This is a genomic window from Actinoplanes aureus (genome assembly GCF_015704865.1).
Lineage (GTDB): Bacteria > Actinomycetota > Actinomycetes > Mycobacteriales > Micromonosporaceae > Actinoplanes > Actinoplanes aureus.
Map to the genome: position 1 here is coordinate 222066 of NZ_JADQTO010000002.1, position 18664 is coordinate 240729.

At 70.3% G+C, this 18664-nt stretch carries 15 protein-coding genes; 6 read left to right on the forward strand and 9 right to left on the reverse strand.

Features of this window, described 5'->3' with window-relative positions:
* Positions 1-300 precede the first annotated feature (300 nt).
* Positions 301-1725, forward strand: coding sequence for a replicative DNA helicase (gene dnaB, locus I4J89_RS03910; protein ID WP_196412421.1), 1425 nt, complete (start codon positions 301-303; stop codon positions 1723-1725).
* 408 nt (positions 1726-2133) lie between these two features.
* Here dnaB and I4J89_RS03915 read toward each other — a convergent pair whose 3' ends face one another.
* From I4J89_RS03915 to I4J89_RS03930, 4 genes are all read right to left on the reverse strand, one after another.
* Positions 2134-2475 carry a YbaB/EbfC family nucleoid-associated protein gene (locus I4J89_RS03915; protein WP_196412422.1) on the reverse strand — a complete coding sequence of 114 codons (342 nt, stop codon included), beginning with the start codon at positions 2473-2475 and terminating at the stop codon, positions 2134-2136.
* A gap of 828 nt (positions 2476-3303) precedes the next feature.
* Complete coding sequence (locus tag I4J89_RS03920; RefSeq protein WP_196412423.1) at positions 3304-3696, reverse strand: TFIIB-type zinc ribbon-containing protein; 393 nt, start codon at positions 3694-3696, stop codon at positions 3304-3306.
* A 1-nt stretch (position 3697) separates the two neighbouring features.
* Positions 3698-4939: a glycosyltransferase 87 family protein gene (locus I4J89_RS03925; RefSeq protein ID WP_196412424.1), complete on the reverse strand. Its 1242-nt coding sequence runs from the start codon at positions 4937-4939 to the stop codon at positions 3698-3700.
* Complete coding sequence (locus I4J89_RS03930; RefSeq protein ID WP_196412425.1) at positions 4936-7458, reverse strand: putative bifunctional diguanylate cyclase/phosphodiesterase; 2523 nt, start codon at positions 7456-7458, stop codon at positions 4936-4938. The genes I4J89_RS03925 and I4J89_RS03930 overlap by 4 nt, the downstream gene beginning before the upstream one ends.
* Positions 7459-7909: 451 nt before the next feature.
* On the opposite strand from I4J89_RS03930, the gene moaC reads away from it, so the two are divergent.
* The 4 genes from moaC to I4J89_RS03950 are packed head-to-tail and all read left to right on the forward strand — an operon-like array spanning position 7910 to position 10527.
* Complete coding sequence (gene moaC, locus I4J89_RS03935) at positions 7910-8401, forward strand: cyclic pyranopterin monophosphate synthase MoaC (RefSeq protein WP_196412426.1); 492 nt, start codon at positions 7910-7912, stop codon at positions 8399-8401.
* Positions 8398-8865: a MogA/MoaB family molybdenum cofactor biosynthesis protein gene (locus I4J89_RS03940; RefSeq protein WP_196412427.1), complete on the forward strand. Its 468-nt coding sequence runs from the start codon at positions 8398-8400 to the stop codon at positions 8863-8865. Before moaC ends, I4J89_RS03940 begins: the two co-directional genes overlap by 4 nt.
* Position 8866: 1 nt before the next feature.
* Entirely contained in the window at positions 8867-10099 is a 1233-nt protein-coding gene (locus I4J89_RS03945; RefSeq protein WP_373688101.1) for a molybdopterin molybdotransferase MoeA, read from the forward strand.
* Entirely contained in the window at positions 10096-10527 is a 432-nt protein-coding gene (locus I4J89_RS03950) for a molybdenum cofactor biosynthesis protein MoaE (RefSeq protein WP_309238176.1), read from the forward strand. The genes I4J89_RS03945 and I4J89_RS03950 overlap by 4 nt, the downstream gene beginning before the upstream one ends.
* Here I4J89_RS03950 and I4J89_RS03955 read toward each other — a convergent pair.
* The 4 genes from I4J89_RS03955 to I4J89_RS03970 all read right to left on the reverse strand — a co-directional run bounded on the left by I4J89_RS03955 (position 10524) and on the right by I4J89_RS03970 (position 14567).
* Complete coding sequence (locus I4J89_RS03955; RefSeq protein WP_230858315.1) at positions 10524-11804, reverse strand: glycosyltransferase 87 family protein; 1281 nt, start codon at positions 11802-11804, stop codon at positions 10524-10526. The genes I4J89_RS03950 and I4J89_RS03955 overlap by 4 nt on opposite strands.
* 298 nt (positions 11805-12102) lie before the next feature.
* Entirely contained in the window at positions 12103-12648 is a 546-nt protein-coding gene (locus I4J89_RS03960; protein WP_196412429.1) for a DoxX family membrane protein, read from the reverse strand.
* A 28-nt stretch (positions 12649-12676) separates the two neighbouring features.
* Positions 12677-13882 carry an ATP-binding protein gene (locus I4J89_RS03965; protein ID WP_196412430.1) on the reverse strand — a complete coding sequence of 402 codons (1206 nt, stop codon included), beginning with the start codon at positions 13880-13882 and terminating at the stop codon, positions 12677-12679.
* A 91-nt stretch (positions 13883-13973) separates the two neighbouring features.
* Complete coding sequence (locus I4J89_RS03970; protein WP_196412431.1) at positions 13974-14567, reverse strand: LppU/SCO3897 family protein; 594 nt, start codon at positions 14565-14567, stop codon at positions 13974-13976.
* 147 nt (positions 14568-14714) lie between these two features.
* Here I4J89_RS03970 and I4J89_RS03975 point away from each other — a divergent pair, with 147 nt between their 5' ends.
* Positions 14715-15404, forward strand: coding sequence for a prepilin peptidase (locus I4J89_RS03975; protein WP_309238177.1), 690 nt, complete (start codon positions 14715-14717; stop codon positions 15402-15404).
* An 89-nt stretch (positions 15405-15493) separates the two neighbouring features.
* Here the strand turns inward: I4J89_RS03975 and I4J89_RS03980 are convergent, their stop codons facing one another.
* On the reverse strand, positions 15494-18613 hold the full coding sequence (locus tag I4J89_RS03980) for a UvrD-helicase domain-containing protein (RefSeq protein ID WP_196412781.1): 3120 nt from the start codon (positions 18611-18613) through the stop codon (positions 15494-15496).
* Positions 18614-18664 lie beyond the last annotated feature (51 nt).

Genomic DNA, 18664 nt, shown 5'->3' on the forward strand with positions numbered 1-18664 from the left:
ACCTTTTCTGAGCCCACAGGTGGGGATTACAAAACTCCTGCTGGGGGTGGTTGAGGGGGCACTGTCCCCAGAAGTTGTCCACATGGTGTGCACAGGCAGAGGGGAGATGTCCACAGGTTGTCCCGAGACTCGTCCACCGAGGTAGTTGGGCAGGTGGCGGCCGGATTCGTACAGTGGTCCAGCCTCGCCCGCGCACTTTGATCCGAGAGTTCCTCTGATCTCTGGCCCGGATCAGCCGAAAGTGTCGTACCCGAGTTGTTCGATCGTGATGGCGGCTATGGCCGACGGAGGGAGTCCGGGGTGTCGATCACCGATGACGCGCGGCCGGAGTCTCGGCCGCCGTCGCAGCCCAGTGGCGGCTTCTCCGGCGGCGGCGATCAACCACGTAACGGTGCGGGCTTCGACAAGGCGCCTCCGCAGGACGTCGCCGCTGAGCAGGGTGTGCTCGGCGGCATGCTGCTCTCCAAGGACGCGATCGCCGATGTGGTCGAGATCCTCAAGACGACCGACTTCTACCGGCCCGTCCACGCCACGATCTTCGACACCGTCCTCGACCTCTACGGCCGGGGCGAGCCGGCTGACGCCCTGACCGTCGCCGCCGCGCTCGCCGATTCTGGAGACTTGCAGCGAATCGGCGGCGTGCCCTACCTGCACACGCTGATCGAGAGCGTCCCCACCGCGGCCAACGCGTCGTACTACGCGCGGATCGTCTCTGAACGGGCCATCCTGCGGCGCCTGGTCGAGGCCGGGACGAAGATCGTTCAGCTCGGCTACGGCACCGGTGGCAACGGTGGCCGCGACGTCGACGACATCGTCGACCTAGCTCAGCAGGCCATCTATGACGTGACCGAGAAGCGGGTCAGCGAGGACTTCGCCGCACTCGGCGACATGCTGCAACCGACTCTCGACGAGATCGAGGCCGTCGGTGCCTCCGGCGGTGTGATGACCGGTGTGCCGACCGGCTTCGTCGACCTCGACCGCCTGCTCAACGGCCTGCACGCCGGCCAGCTGATCATCGTGGCCGGCCGTCCCGGTCTCGGTAAGTCGACCGTGAGCATGGACTTCGCGCGCAACGCGGCCATCCAGAGCGGTTGCGCGAGCGCGATCTTCTCGCTCGAAATGAGCAAGATCGAGATGGTGATGCGGTTGCTCTCCGCCGAGGCGCGGGTGCCGCTGCACACTCTCCGGTCCGGCCAGCTCTCCGACGACGACTGGACGAAACTGGCACGCCGGATGGGCGAGATCAGCCAGGCGCCGATCTTCGTCGACGACACGCCCAACATGAACCTGATGGAGATCCGGGCCAAGGCCCGCCGGCTCAAGCAGCGCCACAACCTGCGGCTGCTGGTGATCGACTATCTCCAGCTGATGTCCTCGCCGAAGAAGACCGAGAGCCGGCAGCAGGAGGTCTCCGAGCTGTCCCGTGGCCTGAAACTGCTGGCCAAGGAGATCGAGTGTCCGGTGATCGCGGTGAGTCAGCTGAACCGTGGTCCCGAGCAGCGGACGGACAAGCGGCCCCAGCTCTCCGACCTCCGTGAGAGTGGATCGATCGAGCAGGACGCCGACGTCGTGATCCTGCTTCACCGCGACGACTACTACGACAAGGAGTCGCCGCGCGCCGGTGAGGCCGACTTCATCATCGCCAAGCACCGTAACGGTCCCACCGACACGGTGACCGTGGCGGCGCAGCTGCACCTTTCCCGCTTCGTCGACATGGCCATCTAGCAGGCCGGTGGAGCGGCGAGGCTGTACCTGTTCCGCTTTGTCGGCATGGCCATCTAGCAGGTCGGTGGAGCGGCGAGGCTGTACCTGTTCCGCTTTGTCGGCATGGCCATCTAGCAGGTCGGTGGAGCGGCGAGGCTGTACCTGTTCCGCTTTGTCGGCATGGCCATCTAGCAGGTCGGTGGAGCGGCGGCTGTTTGTCGACATGGCCATCGAGTAGGTCCGTCGACCTGCGGTCACGTCCAAAGGCCGGTTTCGCCGTTCACGCCGGGTCGCGGCTTGGCCGCGGCCCCCGCCCGGCGTGGCAGGCGTCGTGTCGGGCTGGCTCTCCGGATGCCTCCCGCGAGCGCAGCCGTGTGGCGGCGAGTTCGCGGACCGTCGACGTCCGGGCTGGGCTCGGCGATGTGGTGGTCAGGCGCCGTCGTCCGACGGGCGGTGATTCGTCACGAGCTGTTCGATGTGCCGGGTCGTGCCGGCCGAGGCTTGTTGAATCGTTTCCACAATCGTGCGGGCGAGCGTTTCGACGTTCCATTCCCGGCAGGCCTGCTGGTTCAAGGACAAGTCAACCAATTTGCCGTCCGCATCCACGGTGGCGCGTACTACGCCGTCCTCTGATTCGGCGCTCACCTGCATGGTTGCCAGGCTGCGCTGAAGCTCGTCCACTCCGGAGCGGAGCTCCTCGTATCGTCCGTAGACGTCTTCCAGATCGTTGCGTAGGGCTTGGTTCGCCGCTCGATCTGTTCTTTCAGTCACGGGTTTTCCTCCGTTCGCCGCGACAGGGGGCGACGTGACAATACCCAAGATCAGCGACGTTGCGTATTCCCGCAACTTCGTAACGCACACGAAAAGAGAGCCTTATCGAAATACCTCTCTTTAAAGTGACGAAGCAACTCCGATTTGTTGTCACCGAGAGTGATCAATGCCACTGTCGGGGTTCAGGGGATGTCGAAGCCTGGCGGCCTGAGCGAGGCGATCGTTGCTGCTGGGAATGTCCACAGCAGAGATATTGCGACGTTCCTCTGCCTCGGAGGGCGATCACCGTCGGTAGATGGGAGTGCGGGAATCAATTCGCGTGTGCCGTTCCGTCGCCGTCTGAAATTCGTGGGCGATCGTGAGATCGGACTTCTACGGCCGGGAGGGCAGGGACCTACCCGGGAGCACACGAATCGGATGCGGACTCAGCGACGACTGCGGGACTTCGCAGACGTTCCTCGGCGCGATCTACGAGCGCTGGGCCGGAGGCGGGTCGCGGAAGCATGCCGTGCTTTGCCGTGCGCGCTGCCGCGTCGTCGGGCGTGGGCCGGCCGCATGTGCCGCGGGCGCGCTGCCGCGTCGCCGGGCTCTTGGCTGGCCGTGCGTTGCCGTGGGCGCGCTGCCCACCGGGAGCAGCCGGCCGCGCTGGCGCCCCACCTGCCTGGGCCCGGCGGTCGCGCTGGGGCCGCAAGTCCGCAGATGGCCGCGCGGTAGCCGAGGCACGCGTCGATCGTCGTCCAGCCCGCGCACGCGTACCAGAAAAAAGACATGCGGCCCTGCGCGGCCGCAACCGCGCAGGGCGATGCCGAGCTGGGCCGAGCCGCAGGCTCAGTCGAACAGGTTGTGGAGGAAGCTGCCCCGGCGCCGGTAGTGGCCGTGGTGCTGCTGCCGGTAGTGGCCGTGGTGGCCGTAGGGCCGGGCGCCGTAGGGGGCGGCGGCCGCGGGGGGATACGCATGTGGCTGCGGGGTGCCGTAGGCGGGCGGCGGCGGGGGCGGCGGCACGTAACCGCCTCCGTGGGGCTGCTGATGCGGAGCGGGAGGCGGCGGGGCTTGCCCTGCGCCTGCCGGCCGCGCGTTCCAATTCTGCTCGGCCGCGAAGAGTTTCTCGAGCTCACCGCGGTCCAGGAAGATCCCGCGGCACTCGGTGCACTGGTCGATCGTGACGCCGCTGCGCTCGTAGACCCGCATCTCGCCGTGACACTTGGGACAGGTCATCTGCATTTCATTGACGGTACAAGGCTGTGTCACGCTGTGGGGCCGTTGTAGCTGTGTGGTTGCTGAGTGCGGTAACCCAGAGGAGGAACGCCGCCGGGTAGAGCAGGTAGCCGAACCGGGTGGTGGGCATCAGCAGTATCGCGGTGAGAAGGCCGTATCCGCAGAACAGGGCGGCGGTGGCGGCGGTGCGCGGTGGGCGGCGCAGAAGCAGCAGGGCGATCACGGCCGCGGCGGCGAGCAGCAGGGCCGCGGCCAGGACGCGGCCGCCGGGGACGGACTGCGCGATGAGGTAGCCGGGGAACGGGGACTGGGCGGGGCTGGTGACGAGTCCGTGTCCTAGCGGGAAGCGGAGCACGTTCTCGATCAGCGCGTCCGGGTCGACCAGCAGGGGTGGCAGCAGCGCCAGGAGCGGCAGGCCGAGTGCGGGTGGCAGGAAGCGGCGCCAGTTGCCGGTGGCCACCGCCAGGATCGCGAGGACGGCGAGCACGGGCAGGGCGAAGAGTTTGCAGGCCGCGGCCGCGCCGACGGCGGCGCCGGACCAGCCATAGCGGCCGGTGGCGGCGAGGGCAAGGGCGAGCAGGCAGAGCGCGAGTACGGGAATGTCGTCACCCCCGGTGGCCAGCGTCAACGCGGTCACCGGCAGCACCGTGGCGGCCTGGATGGCGCGTACCCGGTGCGGGCTGGAGCGCAGCAGAGCGACCGCCGCACCCAGCGCGACCACCGTGGCGATCGCGAACCAGATCCGCGCGTCGGTCCACCAGTGCTCACCAGCAGCGGCACGCGGCAGACCGAAGATCGCCATGCCGGGCTGGTACGGCCGGTAGCCCAGCAGCCGCTCGTCCAGCGGGATGGCGGCGATCTCCGCCCGGCCGAGGTATGGACTGCCGCTGTGCAGCAACGACTCGCCCATGTGCTCGACGACGACCACTTCCTCCTGGGCCCGATCGGTGCGTCCGCCGGCCCGCTGCACCGCTTGGATCACGAGCGGGAGCAGCGCCACGGCCGCGTAGGTCACCCAGGCGATCATGGCCCGGCCCTGTTGCCGCCGCAGCAGCAGCTGGCCGGCCACGACCAGCGCGGCGAGCAGGTAACCCCAGGCGGCGACGGCGCCCCAGGCCCGATGCGGCAGCAGTGTCGAGCTCAGCGCGGTGATCAGGGCGAACACCGCTGAGATCAGGTAGAGCCCGAGGTCGGCGGCGAGTCCGCCGGCGGCCCGGTCGACGCGTACGAGCAGGCCGGTCTTGGTCACGCGGGCAAGTGTGGCAGAGGCGTGTGACCGCCGCCGGACGCCCTTCTGACCGGTAGCCGGACGACGGACCCGGCGTCGTGCAGTGCGGCCGCGAGCACGCCGGGCTGTCCTCCGGAGCCGCGCTGGAGCACGCCGAGGAAGCGCGCCGCCGAGTACGGCCGTGCGAAGAGTTGCCCCTGGCCGGCGAGGCAGCCCAGCTCCCACAGGGCGCGGCGCTGCGGTTCGCTCTCCACCCCCTCGGCGATGACCGTGAGGTGCAGGTTGCGGGCCAGGTCGACGGTCGTCCGGATCACCGCGGCGGCCTCGGTGGAGGTCTCGACGGCGGCGACGAACTCGCGGTCGATCTTCAACTGGTGCACCGGGATGCGGGAGAGCACCGAGAGCGACGAGACACCGGTCCCGAAGTCGTCGATCGCCAGGCGTACCCCGGCGTTGCGCAGTTCGGCGAGAGTACGTTCGACGACGTCGAGCTGGCTGATCGTGAGCGTCTCGGTGAGTTCCAGGATGAGCCGGTTCGGTGGCACCTCGTGGCGGCCGAGCCGGGCGAGAACCGCCTCGGGGAACGTCGGGTCGAGCAGGCTGCGCGGGGAGACGTTGACCGCGACCGGCAGGTCGAACCCGGCTTCCCGCCAGGACTGCATGGCGATCAGCGACTGCTCGAGGACCGCGTCGGCGAACGCGGGCAGCTGACCGGAGCGTTCCACCGTCTCCAGGAACTGCACCGGCGTGAGACTGCCCTGGTCGGGGTGGTGCCATCGGGCGAGGGCCTCGGCGGCCACGACCTCGCCGGTGCCCAGGTCGACGATCGGCTGGAAGTCCACGTTGAACTCGTGCTCGGCGACCGCCCGGCGCAGTTCGCCGGTGAGCATGAGCCGTTCCAGGTCGGCGGTGTCGCGGGCGTGCGCGTAGACCACGGTCGGCTCGCAGGAGCGTTTCGCCTGGTACATGGCGATGTCGGCGCGGCGCATCAGCTCTTCGACGCTGCCCGTGCCGGCCGCCAGGGCGATGCCGCCGGCCGCCTCGACGGTGATCTTCATGCCTTCCACCTCGATGCCCGGGTCGAGGGCGGCCAGCATGCCGGTGGCCCGGTGGTTCGCCAGGGCCGGGGTGGGCAGGCCGGTGAGCAGCACGGCGAACTCGTCGCCGCCGAGCCGGGCGACCAGGTCACCGGGCGCGGCCGAGTCGCGCAGGCGGTTCGCCACCTGCCGCAGCACGTCGTCGCCGGCGGCGTGCCCGAGAGTGTCGTTGACCTCTTTGAAGTGGTTGAGGTCGATCAGCAGCAGGGCGAACATGCCGTCGTGGCCGGCGGCCTGCAGGAGTTGGTCGGCGCGGTCGTAGAGGCGGCGGCGGTTGGCCAGGCCGGTGAGCGGGTCGTGCGAGGCGGCGTGGGCGTTCTCCGCGGCGATTCGAGCCAGCTCGGCGTACGCCTCCGCGTTGCGGATCGCGGTGCAGATGGCGGAGGCGAAAGTACGCAGCTTGTACTGCTCGACCTCGGTGAGCCGGACCACACCGCCGAAGCGGAGCCGTAGCACTCCGACCCGCACGCTGCCGTCGTGCGCGACCAGGTCGACGGTGGTCTCGTACCGCGGCGCCGGATCCCTGCCGAGCGGGCCGTCGGAGAGGATCTGACTCTCGGTGGCCCGGACCGTGCGGCCGGCGCCGGGGAGGTCGATCGCGGCCTCGGCGGCCGAGAAGATCTGCGCGGCCCGAGTGGTCGCCGAGTGCAGGACCTGGGTGAGGTCGACGGCGTTCAGCTCATCGGTGGCCTTGGCCAGGCGCTGCCAGGACTCCCGTTCCTCGCGGGTACGGACGCTGCGGGACTGCCACAGGTGCATACAAGCCACAACGAGCGGGACGACGAGGAGGACCAGCAGGCTGAGGTCGCTGGCGAGGACGCCGATCATCAGCAGCGCCGTGCCGAGCCGGAAGAGATAGCCGACGAGCTTGATGCCGAGGTTGTGGAGGGCGGCTTTTCTGATGCTCGAACCGGTGCTCGTCGCCATCACCGGCAGATAGGCCAACTGGTCCACGAGGATGGCGGCGCAGAGCGCGAGCGTGGTCTCGACGATCGTCAGTGGCGGATCGGTCAAACTCGGCTGGACTCCGAGAGCGATGAAGACCCAGGCCGCGGCGCTGGCCGTCAGTGACTCCTTGGCGATCGCGAACACCGTCTTCATCGGCCCGCGCCACGTCAGGAGCTTGACGATCGTCGCGCCGATCACGGCGCAGAGGACCACCCATGGGGCCGGCAACAGCACCAGACCGACCAGGACCGGTATTTCGCCCCAGGTCGAGATGTCCAAAGTGGATCGGAGGCGCACGTAAATCCGGACCCGGTTGGCGATGACCACCAGCAGGGTCATCGTGGCCAGTACTGCCAGGCTGGGTATGGGTTGTGGATGCGCGATGGCATACGCGGTGATCGCTGCCGCGGCACCGGTCCCGAAAACGACGACGAGACCGACGAGCAGCCGAAGCCGCTGATCGGTCGCGTCGTCGTTGGTGCGGGTCTCAGTCATCGGATCCTGGTCGCCGAGTGCGACGGTGTCGTCGCTCGGACTCACGGTAATGGATGCGCGACTTTGCGCGCATCTAGCAATTCAGCCCCACTCAGATTGCCGCATTATGGTTCTCCTCGTCCGTGCCGAGCGCCGGGACTTCGCGGGTCCGCCGGCGTCGCTGCCCTTGCATGTCCGTCGCGACAGGACAGAAGTTAGGGCCTGAGACGTGTCTGTTTCAAGTGGATCGTGTCGGTATGCGCAAAATGCGATAACCGGGGAATGTTCCGTCACGCACAGTTTCTGAATAGAAACTCAATGCAATGAAACTGTCGGTGGTCACCTATTCTCGCTGACCGCGCAACGTGCGTGAGCAGTGCCGGAAGCATGACGGCTGCTTATGGACAAAGTGTGAAGCCGATACGGCGAAGACGCGAACGCGGTGCCGGCTCCCGCTCTATAAGCTCCCGGTATGCCCCAGGAATTCCAGCTGACCCACGTCGACGAGGCCGGTGCGGCCCGCATGGTCGACGTGTCCGCCAAGGCGGTGAGCGACCGGCGCGCGGTTGCCGCCGGCCGTGTCCGTACCACCGCCGAGGTCATCGAACTGCTGCGCCGCGACGGCCTGCCGAAGGGTGACGCGCTCGCGGTGGCCCGGCTGGCCGGGATCATGGGAGCCAAGAAGACGCCCGATCTGATTCCGCTGTGTCACCCGATCGGGCTGCACGGCGTCACCGTGGAACTGGAGCCCACCGACACCACCGTGGAGATCACCGCGACCACCAAGACCGCGGACCGGACCGGTGTCGAGATGGAGGCGCTCACCGCCGTCGCCACGGCCGGCCTCGCGATGATCGACATGATCAAGGCGGTTGATCCGGCCGCCAGCCTGGAAGCGGTCCGGGTGCTGCGCAAGCAGGGCGGGAAAACCGGGGATTGGGTACGCCCGGAGGACCGCCCATGAAAGCCCGGGTGATCGTCGCGTCCAACCGAGCGGCAGCCGGTGTGTACGCCGACACCAGTGGCCCACGCCTCGTCACCGGCCTGCGGGAGCTGGGTTGTGAGGTGGACGAGCCGGTGGTCGTACCGGACGGCGACCCGGTGGCGCAGGCGTTGCGGGTGGCCGTCGCCGACGGTGTGGACGTGGTGCTGACCAGCGGCGGCACCGGCGTCACCCCGACCGACCGCACCCCGGAGGCGACCCGCGGGCTGCTCGACTTCGAGATCCCGGGCATCGCCGAGGCGATTCGCGCGTACAGCCGGGACCGGGTGCCGGCCGCGGCCCTGTCCCGTGGACTGGCCGGGGTGGCCGGGCGGACCCTGATCGTCAACCTGCCCGGATCGACGGGTGGGGCCAAGGACGGCCTCGCTGTCCTGGGCCCGTTGTTGGCGCACACCGTCGACCAGATCCGGGGCGGGGATCACTAGTCTGTCTCTTGTGAGCGCTGACCAGAACCTTCCGGTCGACTGGGAGCAGGCCCGCCGCCTGGCCTACCAGGCGGGCCGGGCCGCGGCGGCCGGTGCCGAGGAGATTCCGCTGACGGCGGCCGACGGCCGGACCCTGGCCGAGCCGCTGCGCGCCCTCACCGACCTGCCCGCCTTCCCCACCTCGAGCATCGACGGCTGGGCGGTGCGTGGATCCGCCCCGTGGCGGCCGGTCGGCCGGGTGCTGGCCGGTGGCTCGCCGCCGCCGCTCGCCGGTGACGGCACCTGCGTCGAGATCGCCACCGGCGCCATGGTTCCGGACGGCGCCACCGCGCTGGTCCGGATCGAGGACTCCACCACCGACGACGACGGCCTGGTCTCCGGCGAGCCGCGGCGGATTCCGGACTGGCGTCTGCCCGGTGAGGAGGCCCACCGCGGCGAGGAGCTGATGCCGACCGGCACGGCGGTCGACCCGGCGGTCATCGGCGTGGCGGCCACCTGCGGATTCGAGAGCCTCCGGGTGTTACCGGAACCGCGTGCGGCGCTCCTGGTCTTCGGCGACGAACTGCTCACCGCCGGCCCGCCCGGTGCCGGCCGGGTCCGGGACTCCCTCGGCCCGCAGGTGCCCGGCTGGCTGCGCCGCTACGGTGCGACCGTCACCGGGGTCACCGGGCCGGTCAAGGACACCCTGGTCGCGCACCTGGACGCCATCCGCGCCGGACTGGAGGTCGCGGACCTGGTCTGCACCACCGGCGGCACCATGCACGGCCCGGTCGATCACCTGCATCCCGCGCTCGCCGAACTGGGCGGCGAGTACATCGTGAACACCGTCGCGGTGCGCCCGGGCTTCCCGATGCTGCTGGCCCGGGTGCCCGGGCCGGACGGGCGGCCGCGCTTCCTCGCCGGCCTCCCCGGCAACCCGCAGTCCGCGGTGATCGCGCTGGTCACGCTCGTCGCGCCGCTGCTGGCCGGGCTCCGCGGGCGCCCTCTGCCGGAGTTGCCCCGGGTCGAGGCGGCGACCGACGTGCCCGGACGCGGCGACTTCACCCACCTGGCCCTGGCCGCCCTGGACGCCGACGGCCGTGCCGCCACCCCGGTCGGGCACGTCGGGTCGGCGATGCTGCGCGGCCTGGCCAACGCGCACGGCTTCGTCGTCGTCCGTCCCGGTACCCGGGCCACGGCCGGCGACCTGGTTCCCTTCCTGCCCCTTCCGCTGACGCCCGGGGAGCGATCGTGACAGTTTCCGCTGGTGTGGCGCGTGCAGAGGTCGTCGACGAGACGCTGGACCTCGCCGCGCACGAGGCCGCCGTCGCCGACCGGCGGGCCGGCGCCGTCGTCTCCTTCCAGGGTGTGGTCCGCGACCACGACCACGGGCGTGGGGTGACCCTGCTGGAGTACGAGGGCCACCCGAGTGCCGCCGCGATCCTGCGTGAGGTGGCCGAGGAGATCGCTGCCGACCCGGACGTCTACGCCGTGGCCGTGTCACACCGGATCGGCCGGCTGGAGATCGGTGACGTCGCGCTGGTCGCCGCGGTCAGCACCGCACACCGGGCGGCGGCGTTCACGGCCTGTGCCCGCCTGGTCGACGAGGTCAAGGCCCGGCTGCCGATCTGGAAGCGGCAGGTCTTCCTGGACGGCACCGACGAGTGGGTGAACTGCCCCTAACCGCCTCTCGGCACCGGGATGGCCGCCGGCTTCTTCGCGGGCCGGAGTTCCGGGATCGCCGGTGCGCTGCCGTACCGCCAGGGCAGTGCGTTGACCAGCACGATCAGTGCCAGCGCGGTGGCGTTCCAGCCGTACGCCCAGAGCGGGCCGGCGACCAGCAGGCCATAGCCGAGCAGGGCGGCCACGGCGAAACCGGCGCCGGCGAAACGAGCCGAGCGGGGCAGTCGCGCGCTCAACCGGCGGCGCGTCGCCGTGTCCGCCAGGATCAGCACAGCCGGGATCAGCCAGACCGTCTCCGCCTGCCCGGTGACCGGACCGGCCACCGCGCAGGTCAGTGCGACCAGGGTGAACGCGGCGATCTCGTCACCGTCGGCGTGGGCCGAGCGGGCCCGGATCAGGCCGACCGCCAGCACCAGCACGCCGAACGAGAACCAGACCAGCACCGGCGGCGCGGAGAACCCGTACAGCCGGGCCAGCACGCCGGCCAGTGACTGGTTGTCGGGTGTGCTGATCGGGGCGGCCCGGTCCAGCTCCCACAGGGCCGTGCCGTACCAGGTCAGGGTCTCGTCGGGGGCTAACAGCAGCATGCCGAGCGTCACCGTGGCGGCCGTGGCGAGCGCGGTGAGGGCGGCCCGCCGCTGCCGGGTGAGCAGCAGGTAGCCGATGAACAGGACCGGAGCGGCCGCGAGCGCGGTGGCCAGGCCGGTGCCGGCTCCGGCCCACGCGCCGGTTGCCCAGACGCGGCGCAGCCGGTGGCGGAGGGAGCGGTCCGGTAGCGTCCGCGATGCCCTCCGGGCCGGCCACCAGGTCGCCCGGCTGCGGGTCCAGGCGGCTCGGCGCAGTGCCACCAGATCGGCCACCACCAGGCCGAAAAGCAGGAGGTCGGTGCGGCCGAGGCCGAGCGTGGCGCGTACCGGGCTGGTGAGCATGGCCAGAGCCGCGATGGTGAGCACGACCATGGCACGCCGGTGGCCGTAGCGGCGTGCGATCGGGCCGGCCAGCACCACCGACGCCAGCACCAGGGCGGCGACGCTCGCCAGCGCGAGCAACGAGCCGGCGGCGGGTAGCGGCAGGACGGCGAGAGGGGCCAGCAGCAGCGCGAGAGCCGGGGAGAGGGCGGCTCTGGTCTCGCCGCCGGGGGCTTGGTAGTCGTACAGGCCGTCGCCGGCCGTCCAGCCCCGGATCGCGGCCAGGTCGACGGAGAGCGTGCTCAGGCCGTACCGATGAAGGGAAAGGGTGATGATCGCGAGCGCGCCCAGACCGCCGAGCGCGACCATCGCGAACCTCGTGCGCGCAGCGCGACGCACACCTCTGTCGATTGCCGGCATGGCGCGACCCCCGTCTCGTCCCCCGGGCACGGCACGGCCCGCCGCTCTGCCCCGCCCGGTGCGATGGAACGAAACGGGCGGGAGCATCGGCAGGTCGCAAGCCGGGCGGAAGCGAGCTTAGAAGGCGCAGACCGACCGCGCGGCCCCTCGTCCGCTTTAACGCAAAGCCTGCTTATAGGTTGTTATCCGGGTAAAGCGGACAGGTTACGGCGCACACCAGGTGTGCGATGGGCGGCCGGGTAGGGGCTCAGCCCGGCAGCTTGCGGCCGGCGGCTGCCGAGACCGCCGCGATCTTGGCTTCGCGCTTGGCGGTACGCACAGCGCGTCGCACCGACCGCTGGCTCCGGTCCACGGCGTGGGTCGTGCGGTACCGCAGGCTCGGCCGGCCCTCGGTGTCCGCCGCGGCGAGCAGCAGACCGCCGAGCAGGCCGAGGTTCTTCAGGAAGTGGACCTGCTGGCCGGCCCGCTCCTCCTTCGGCACCGACCAGAACGGATGGCCGGCGACCGTGGTCGGGATCAGTCCGGCCGCCAGCACCGCCGCGGCGGGACGGGTGAAATGCCCGGTGGCCAGGGCCAACCCGGCCGCCACATCGGCCGCGGCCTTCACCCGGACCAGGGTTTCCGGATCGGTGGGCAAGCGGGGATCGGTCTTCTCCAGCAGTGGACCCACCCGATCGGTGACCCGGCGAGCCGCTTGGATGCGGCCGTCACCGGGACTGATCAGCACGCGGACCCCGCTGATCACGAAGATCGAGGCGAGCATGGCTCGGGCTGCGGTGCGTAGGGGCTTCATGAAGTTCGTTATACCCGTAACCGGATGACTACACCGGCTGCGTTCTGAGGTAGCGGCCGAAGTGCGGGACGGTGAACGCGACCGTGCCCCGTTCCCCCGAGTAGATGAGTCCCTTTTTGATCAGCGCGTCCCGAGCCGGGGAGAGGCTGGCCGGCTTGCGTCCCAGAGAGGTCGCGATGTCCGAGGTCGGCACCGCCGCGTCCATGTCGTTGCCCGGGTCGCTGGAGAGCGCCGCCATGGCCCGCATGTACTCCCGCTCGGCCGGGGTGGCCCGCTCGAACCGGGAGCCGAAGAAGCCGACCGCCAGCTCGCCTTCGGCTTCGGGCGCGGCGACGCGGACGTCGTCCGCGGTGATCGGCGTCTGTGGCGCGTGGTCCCAGGTCGCTTTCCCGTACGCCTGAACGAAGTACGGATACCCGCCGGACTTCTCGTAGAGCAGGTCGAGCGCCTCCTGGTCGTAGTCCACGCCCTCGCGCTCGGCCGGAACGCCCAGCGCCAGGTCGGCCGCGTCCCGGTCCAGGCGATCGATCCGCTGATACCGGAACAGCCGCTCGGAGTAGGACTTGGCCGCGGACAGCACCGCCGGCAGGTGCGGCAGCCCGGCACCCACCACGATCAGCGGCGCGCCGAGCTGGGAGAGCTCGTGGCAGGCCGCACAGAGCGCCGACACGTCGGTGGCGCTCAGGTCCTGCATCTCGTCGATGAACAGGGCGATGCCGGTGCCCACGTCGGTGGCCAGTGATGCGGCGTCGGTGAAGAGCTCGACCAGGTCGATCTCGATGTCACCGGAGTCGGCGCGGCCCCGGGCCGGCGGCACGTCGATGCCGGGCGCCCAGCGGTCCCGCAGTTTGGCGTTGCCGTCGTTGGCCCGTAGCGCGAACGCCTTGAGCACACCGAGCACCTCGTCGACCCGGTCCGGGTCGCGGTGGTGCGGGGCCAGCTCGCGGATCGCCATGTGCAGCGCACCGGAGACCGGCCGGCGCAGCGACTGGTCGGGCCGGGCCTCGATCTTGCCGGTGCCCCACAGGCGGCCGATCGCCGCCGAGCGAAGCGTGTTGAGCAGCACCGTCTTGCCGACGCCGCGCAGGCCGGTCAGCACCAGGCTGCGTTCCGGGCGGCCGCGGGCCACACGTTCCAGGACCACGTCGAACGCGTCCAGTTCGCGACCGCGCCCGGCCAGCTCGGGTGGGCGCTGACCAGCGCCGGGAGCGTACGGGTTCCGCACCGGATCCATGCCGTAGCACAGTATCGGGCCGTCTAGCGTGGACGCTAGAGTCCGATCGATTTCACCCTCTAAAGCTGTCTAGCTCCTGTGCTAGATCTTGCTAGACGGGACCATATTCTTTCAGGCACAGGACGAAATCGACGTCGTCGTACTCAGTGTCGTAGTAGTACCAGTTTGTGTAGCCCGTCACCTTCGCGCATTTGCCCATGGCGTCCTTGTCGCCGGTCGTGCGCCCGTCGATCCGCTTCAACACCTGATAGGTGTTCGCCGCGCAGATCACGATGCGCAGCTTCGGCTCGGCGTTGGTGCCCTCGTTGCGGACACACTGACCCTTCACCGCGAACCGGGCGTCCTCACTGGTCTGCGGCCGGGGGCCGTTGGCCGGGACGGTGGACGGTGCCGTGGTCACCGTCGAGGCGTCGTCCTCGCGGCCCAGCAGAAACCAGGCGGTGGTGGCCAGGCCGCCGCCGACCAGGACGCTCAGGAAAGCAATCAGGGCACCCATCGCGAAACCCCGCCGGACCTCCGGTTTGGGGGTCGGCGTGTAGCGCGGCTGCTGCGGGATCTGGGGTGGTGGCGGACTCGGACTCCACGGCTGCTCCTGGCCGCGCCACGGGTCGGACGGCTCCGCGTATGGCTCGTCAGGGCTCCCACCCGGCCACGGCTGACCGGAGTACGGCCCGTTCTGCGACATCGGGGGTCCCTCCAGAAGCGGTTTCGCTGCCTGTCACGGTAGCGTGCGGTTCTGAACCAGCCCGGGCCGGAATCGCGGGGACGAATCGTACGCGTTGTCGGCAACCCGATCCCGGCAATGCCCGGTGAGGCGTTACGTTCCACGATCGTGTCGATACCTATCGTGATCATGGCGGGTGTCTTCGGTGGAGCGGCGGCCGCGTTCCTGCCGCGGATAGCGCATCGGTTCGCGTACCCGGAACCGGTATGCCGGGATTGCGGCCGCGACTTCCCGAGCGGGGTGAGCGGCTGGGTCCATGCCGGAGCCGCCTGCGGCTGCGGCGGCTGGATCGGGCCGGTGCTGGCATCGGCCGCGGTGGCCGCGCTGCTGGCCGGGTTGCTCGGTCCGGTTCTGAGCCTGCCCGCGCTGCTGCTCGCGGCCGTCCTCGGAGTGCTGCTCGCGGTGATCGACCTGCGATGCCTTCGGCTACCGGACCCCCTGGTCGGCGGCTTGGCGGTGATCGCCGGGGTGCCGCTCGCGCTGATCGAGCCGGCCCGGATCGGCACGGCCGTCGCCGCAGGCGTCCTGGTGGGCACGGGATATCTGCTGGTCGCGCTCCTGCCCGGCGGCGGGCTCGGGCTGGGCGACGTAAAGCTGGGCGCGGTACTGGGACTGGTGCTCGGCTTCGGCGGATGGCCGGCGGTCGCGGTCGGCTTCGCGGCGGCTCACCTGATCAACGGCGTGGTGGCCGGCTGGCTGCTGGCCAGAGGGCGGGCGCATGGTGGGCGCGCCCTGCCGTTCGGCCCGGCGTTGCTGGTGGGCGCGTTGATCAGCATGACCTTCATCGGGTACGCGTGATCGGCCGTCCCGGCCGATCACCGCCGTCCCGCCCAGCGACGCGGCCGCCTGCCCGCTCACGGCCGCAGCGCGACCGCCGGGCTGATCCTTCAGAGCAGCCGGAGCTGGCGGTCCTTCGGCCGGGCCGGCGCCGCCTCGCCCAGTCGCTCGAACAGTCCGGAGTCGATCACGTCGAGGAACGGCGTGGGCGCCTGCTCGCGCTCACTCCCGTGCCGGAAGCGCTTCGCCGAGTAGCTCACGTACAGCCGGTCCTGGGCGCGGGTCAGACCGACGAAGAAAAGCCGCCGCTCCTCGGCGATGTCGTCGTCGGACGGGGTCGAACCCGGCCAGCGCAACGGCAGCAACCCGTCCTCGCAACCGACCAGGAAGACCACCGGGAACTCCAGACCCTTGGCGGCGTGCAGGGTCAGCAGGTTGACCGCCTCGGCACGCGGGTCCAGGGCGTCCACCTCGGCGCCGGTCGCGAGCTGCTGGAGGAACATCGGCAGGTCCTCGCCGACCCGATCGGCCAGCGGCATCAACAGGTCCGCCGCCGTCCAGATGTCCTCCGGGACGATCTGCTCCCCGTCCAGCGTCGGCGCCGAGTACCGCTGGGCGAGGGTCTGAGCGGCGAGCTTGACCCGTGCCGGCAGAGATCCGCCCGGGTTGCCGGCGTGGCGCAGCTCGCGCGCGATGACCTGGACGCCGGCCCGGTCGCGCAGCCGGTTGTGCGAACGCTTCTGCACCGGGATGCCGGCGCGGGACAGGGCGTCGACGATCGGACCGGACTGGGCATCGGTGCGATACAGCACCGCGATGTCCGAAAATGACAGGTTGGCGACGGCGGTGGCGCGGGAGTCGACGCGTCCCGAGTCGAGCGACCGGTGAGACAGGCCGCCGACGAGCTCGTCGATGGTGCGCACCACGAAGTCGGCCTCGTCGGAGACGCTTCGAGCCGGGTAGCGGCCCACCAGCGGTGCCTCCGGATCCAGTCGGGCCGGGTCCAGCCGCCGGCCGCTCACCAGCGACGACGGGGCGATGGCCTGCACGGCGGCGGCCAGGATCGGCGCCGACGACCGGTAGTTGCGGGTCAGCCGGACCAGCCGGGCGTCCACGAAGTCCTGGTTGAAGCGGAGGAAGTACCGCACGTCGGCGCCACGGAACGAATAGATCGCCTGGTCCGGGTCGCCGATCGCGCACAGGTTGCCGTCCGCCGGGCTGAGCAGGCGCAGCAGCTCGTACTGCAACTCGTCGACGTCCTGGTACTCGTCCACGAAGATCCATTGCCAGCGCCTGCGGTACTTCTCGACCAGCGCCTGGTCCTCGCGCAGTAGCGCCACCGGCACGCTGATCAGGTCGTCCAGATCCACCAGATCCTGCTGGCGGAGCAGCTTGCGGTACGCGGCGTCGTCCTCGCCCGCCTGCTCCCGGGCCTGCGCCTGCTCCTGCTCGTCGGCGATCCGCCAACCGGAGCCGAGGCCGGCCGCCTTCGCGTTCTCCTTCAGCACGGTCAGACCGAGCGAGTGGAACGTACCGACCGTGATGTCCTCGGCCACGTCGCCGAGCAGGGCTTCAAGCCGCTCCTTCAACTCGGCGGCGGCCCGCCGGGTGAAGGTGATCGCCAGGCACCGCTCCGGGAAGACGCCCAGCTCGGCGCAGAGGTACGCGATCCGGTGCGTCAGCGTCCGGGTCTTACCGGTACCCGGGCCGGCCACGATGAGCAGCGGCCCACCCGGCGCGGATGCGGCCACCCGCTGCATCGCGTCGAGCCGGTCGAGCAGCCCGGTGCCGACCTCCTCCATCCCGGCCAGCATCGGCTCGAACGGCTCGTGCGGGCTCGGCGGCGGCGGAAGCGGTGGCGGCGCCGGCTTCTCCTTCGCCGGCTTGGCCTTCGGCTTCTGCTTCTCCTCCTTGGCCTTCGGCGGCTGCTCCGCCGGGAAGTCGAAAAGCGTCTCCATCTGCGGGGCGCTGTTCCGGTTCCGCAGCTCGCCGGGCTCGAACAGGGTGATCACGCCGTACTCGCCGTCGTACCCCGGCACCCGCCGCACGTCGCCGCGCCGCAGCCGGGCGATCGCCTCGCGCAGCTCCTCGCCGCCCGCCTTGCCGATCTCCTCGACCGGCACCTTGCGCAGGATGTCCAGCTCCGCGCCGAGCGTGGCGACCAGGTGGTTGAGCTGGGCCTCCACGGTCTTCGACTTCGGGCCGACGCCGTGGATCTCACCGAGGATCTCGTGCAGCTGAATCAGGTGCTCGACGTGGGTGTCTTTCTGGAAGCCGAGCGGGCGGTCGGCCAGGTCCTCGACCCGGCTGAGCACACCGACGGTGAGCGGCCGGCCGCACTCGGGGCAGCGGCCGCCGGCCTCCCGGGTGCGCTCCGGCTCCCAGTTCACACCGCAGGCGCGGTGGCCGTCGGCGTGGTACTTGCCCTCCTCGGGGAAGAACTCCAGGGTGCCGGCCAGGCCGATGCCGTCCTTGACCGCGAAGTAGTCCGGCGTGCCGGTGAACAGGGTCGCCTCACGGGCCAGCGCGGCCGGCGAGTGCGCGTCGGAGTTCGACACCAGGCGGTAGCGGTCGAGGCTGGAGACGCGCCAGTTCATCTCCGGGTCGGAGGAGAGACCGGTCTCCACGGCGGTGACGTGATGGGCCAGGTCGGCGTAGCAGTCGGCGATCGCATCGAACCCGGACTTGGAGCCGAGAGCGGAGAACCACGGCGTCCAGATGTGTGCCGGGATCAGGTAGCCGCCGGCCTCCAGAGTGATCTCGAGCAGGTCCCGGGAGTCGAGGCCGAGGATCGGCCGGCCGTCGGCGGTCAGGTTGCCGATCCGGGCCAGCGCTGTGTTGATCCGGGTGACCGATGCGAAGTCCGGCGCGTACAGCAGGTGGTGCACCTTGCGGGTGCGATCGTCCCGCTTGTAGATCGTCGAGATCTCCACGCTGAGCATGAACCGGGCCGGATCGGTGCCGCGAAGGGTTCCGGGCAGGCGCTTGGTCACCGGCTTCTCGTCGGCGAGCCGGAACAGGCCCGGCTCGGCCGGCTCCAGGCTTTCGCGCAGATGCTCGAACCACGCCGGATGGGTGAAGTCGCCGGTGCCGAGCAGGGCGATTCCCTTACGGCGTGCCCACCAGGCCAGGTTGGGCAACGTCAGATCGCGGCTGCAAGCACGCGAATAACGGGAGTGAATGTGGAGGTCCGCGACATATGCATCCGCGGTCACGTCCACGCCACGCATCCTGTCACGGCCGTCGGTGCCGCCACGAATCGCCACGCTCAAACACACTTA

Excerpts from the sequence above, each read along its gene's own strand:
- I4J89_RS03920 (WP_196412423.1), bottom strand. The coding sequence starts at position 3,696 with ATGCAGATGACCTGTCCCAAGTGTCACGGCGAGATGCGGGTCTACGAG.
- I4J89_RS03930 (WP_196412425.1), bottom strand. The coding sequence starts at position 7,458 with ATGACTGAGACCCGCACCAACGACGACGCGACCGATCAGCGGCTTCGG.
- moaC (WP_196412426.1), top strand. The coding sequence starts at position 7,910 with ATGCCCCAGGAATTCCAGCTGACCCACGTCGACGAGGCCGGTGCGGCC.
- I4J89_RS03940 (WP_196412427.1), top strand. The coding sequence starts at position 8,398 with ATGAAAGCCCGGGTGATCGTCGCGTCCAACCGAGCGGCAGCCGGTGTG.
- I4J89_RS03955 (WP_230858315.1), bottom strand. The coding sequence starts at position 11,804 with ATGGTCGCGCTCGGCGGTCTGGGCGCGCTCGCGATCATCACCCTTTCC.
- I4J89_RS03960 (WP_196412429.1), bottom strand. The coding sequence starts at position 12,648 with ATGAAGCCCCTACGCACCGCAGCCCGAGCCATGCTCGCCTCGATCTTC.
- I4J89_RS03965 (WP_196412430.1), bottom strand. The coding sequence starts at position 13,882 with ATGGATCCGGTGCGGAACCCGTACGCTCCCGGCGCTGGTCAGCGCCCA.
- I4J89_RS03970 (WP_196412431.1), bottom strand. The coding sequence starts at position 14,567 with ATGTCGCAGAACGGGCCGTACTCCGGTCAGCCGTGGCCGGGTGGGAGC.
- I4J89_RS03980 (WP_196412781.1), bottom strand. The coding sequence starts at position 18,613 with ATGCGTGGCGTGGACGTGACCGCGGATGCATATGTCGCGGACCTCCAC.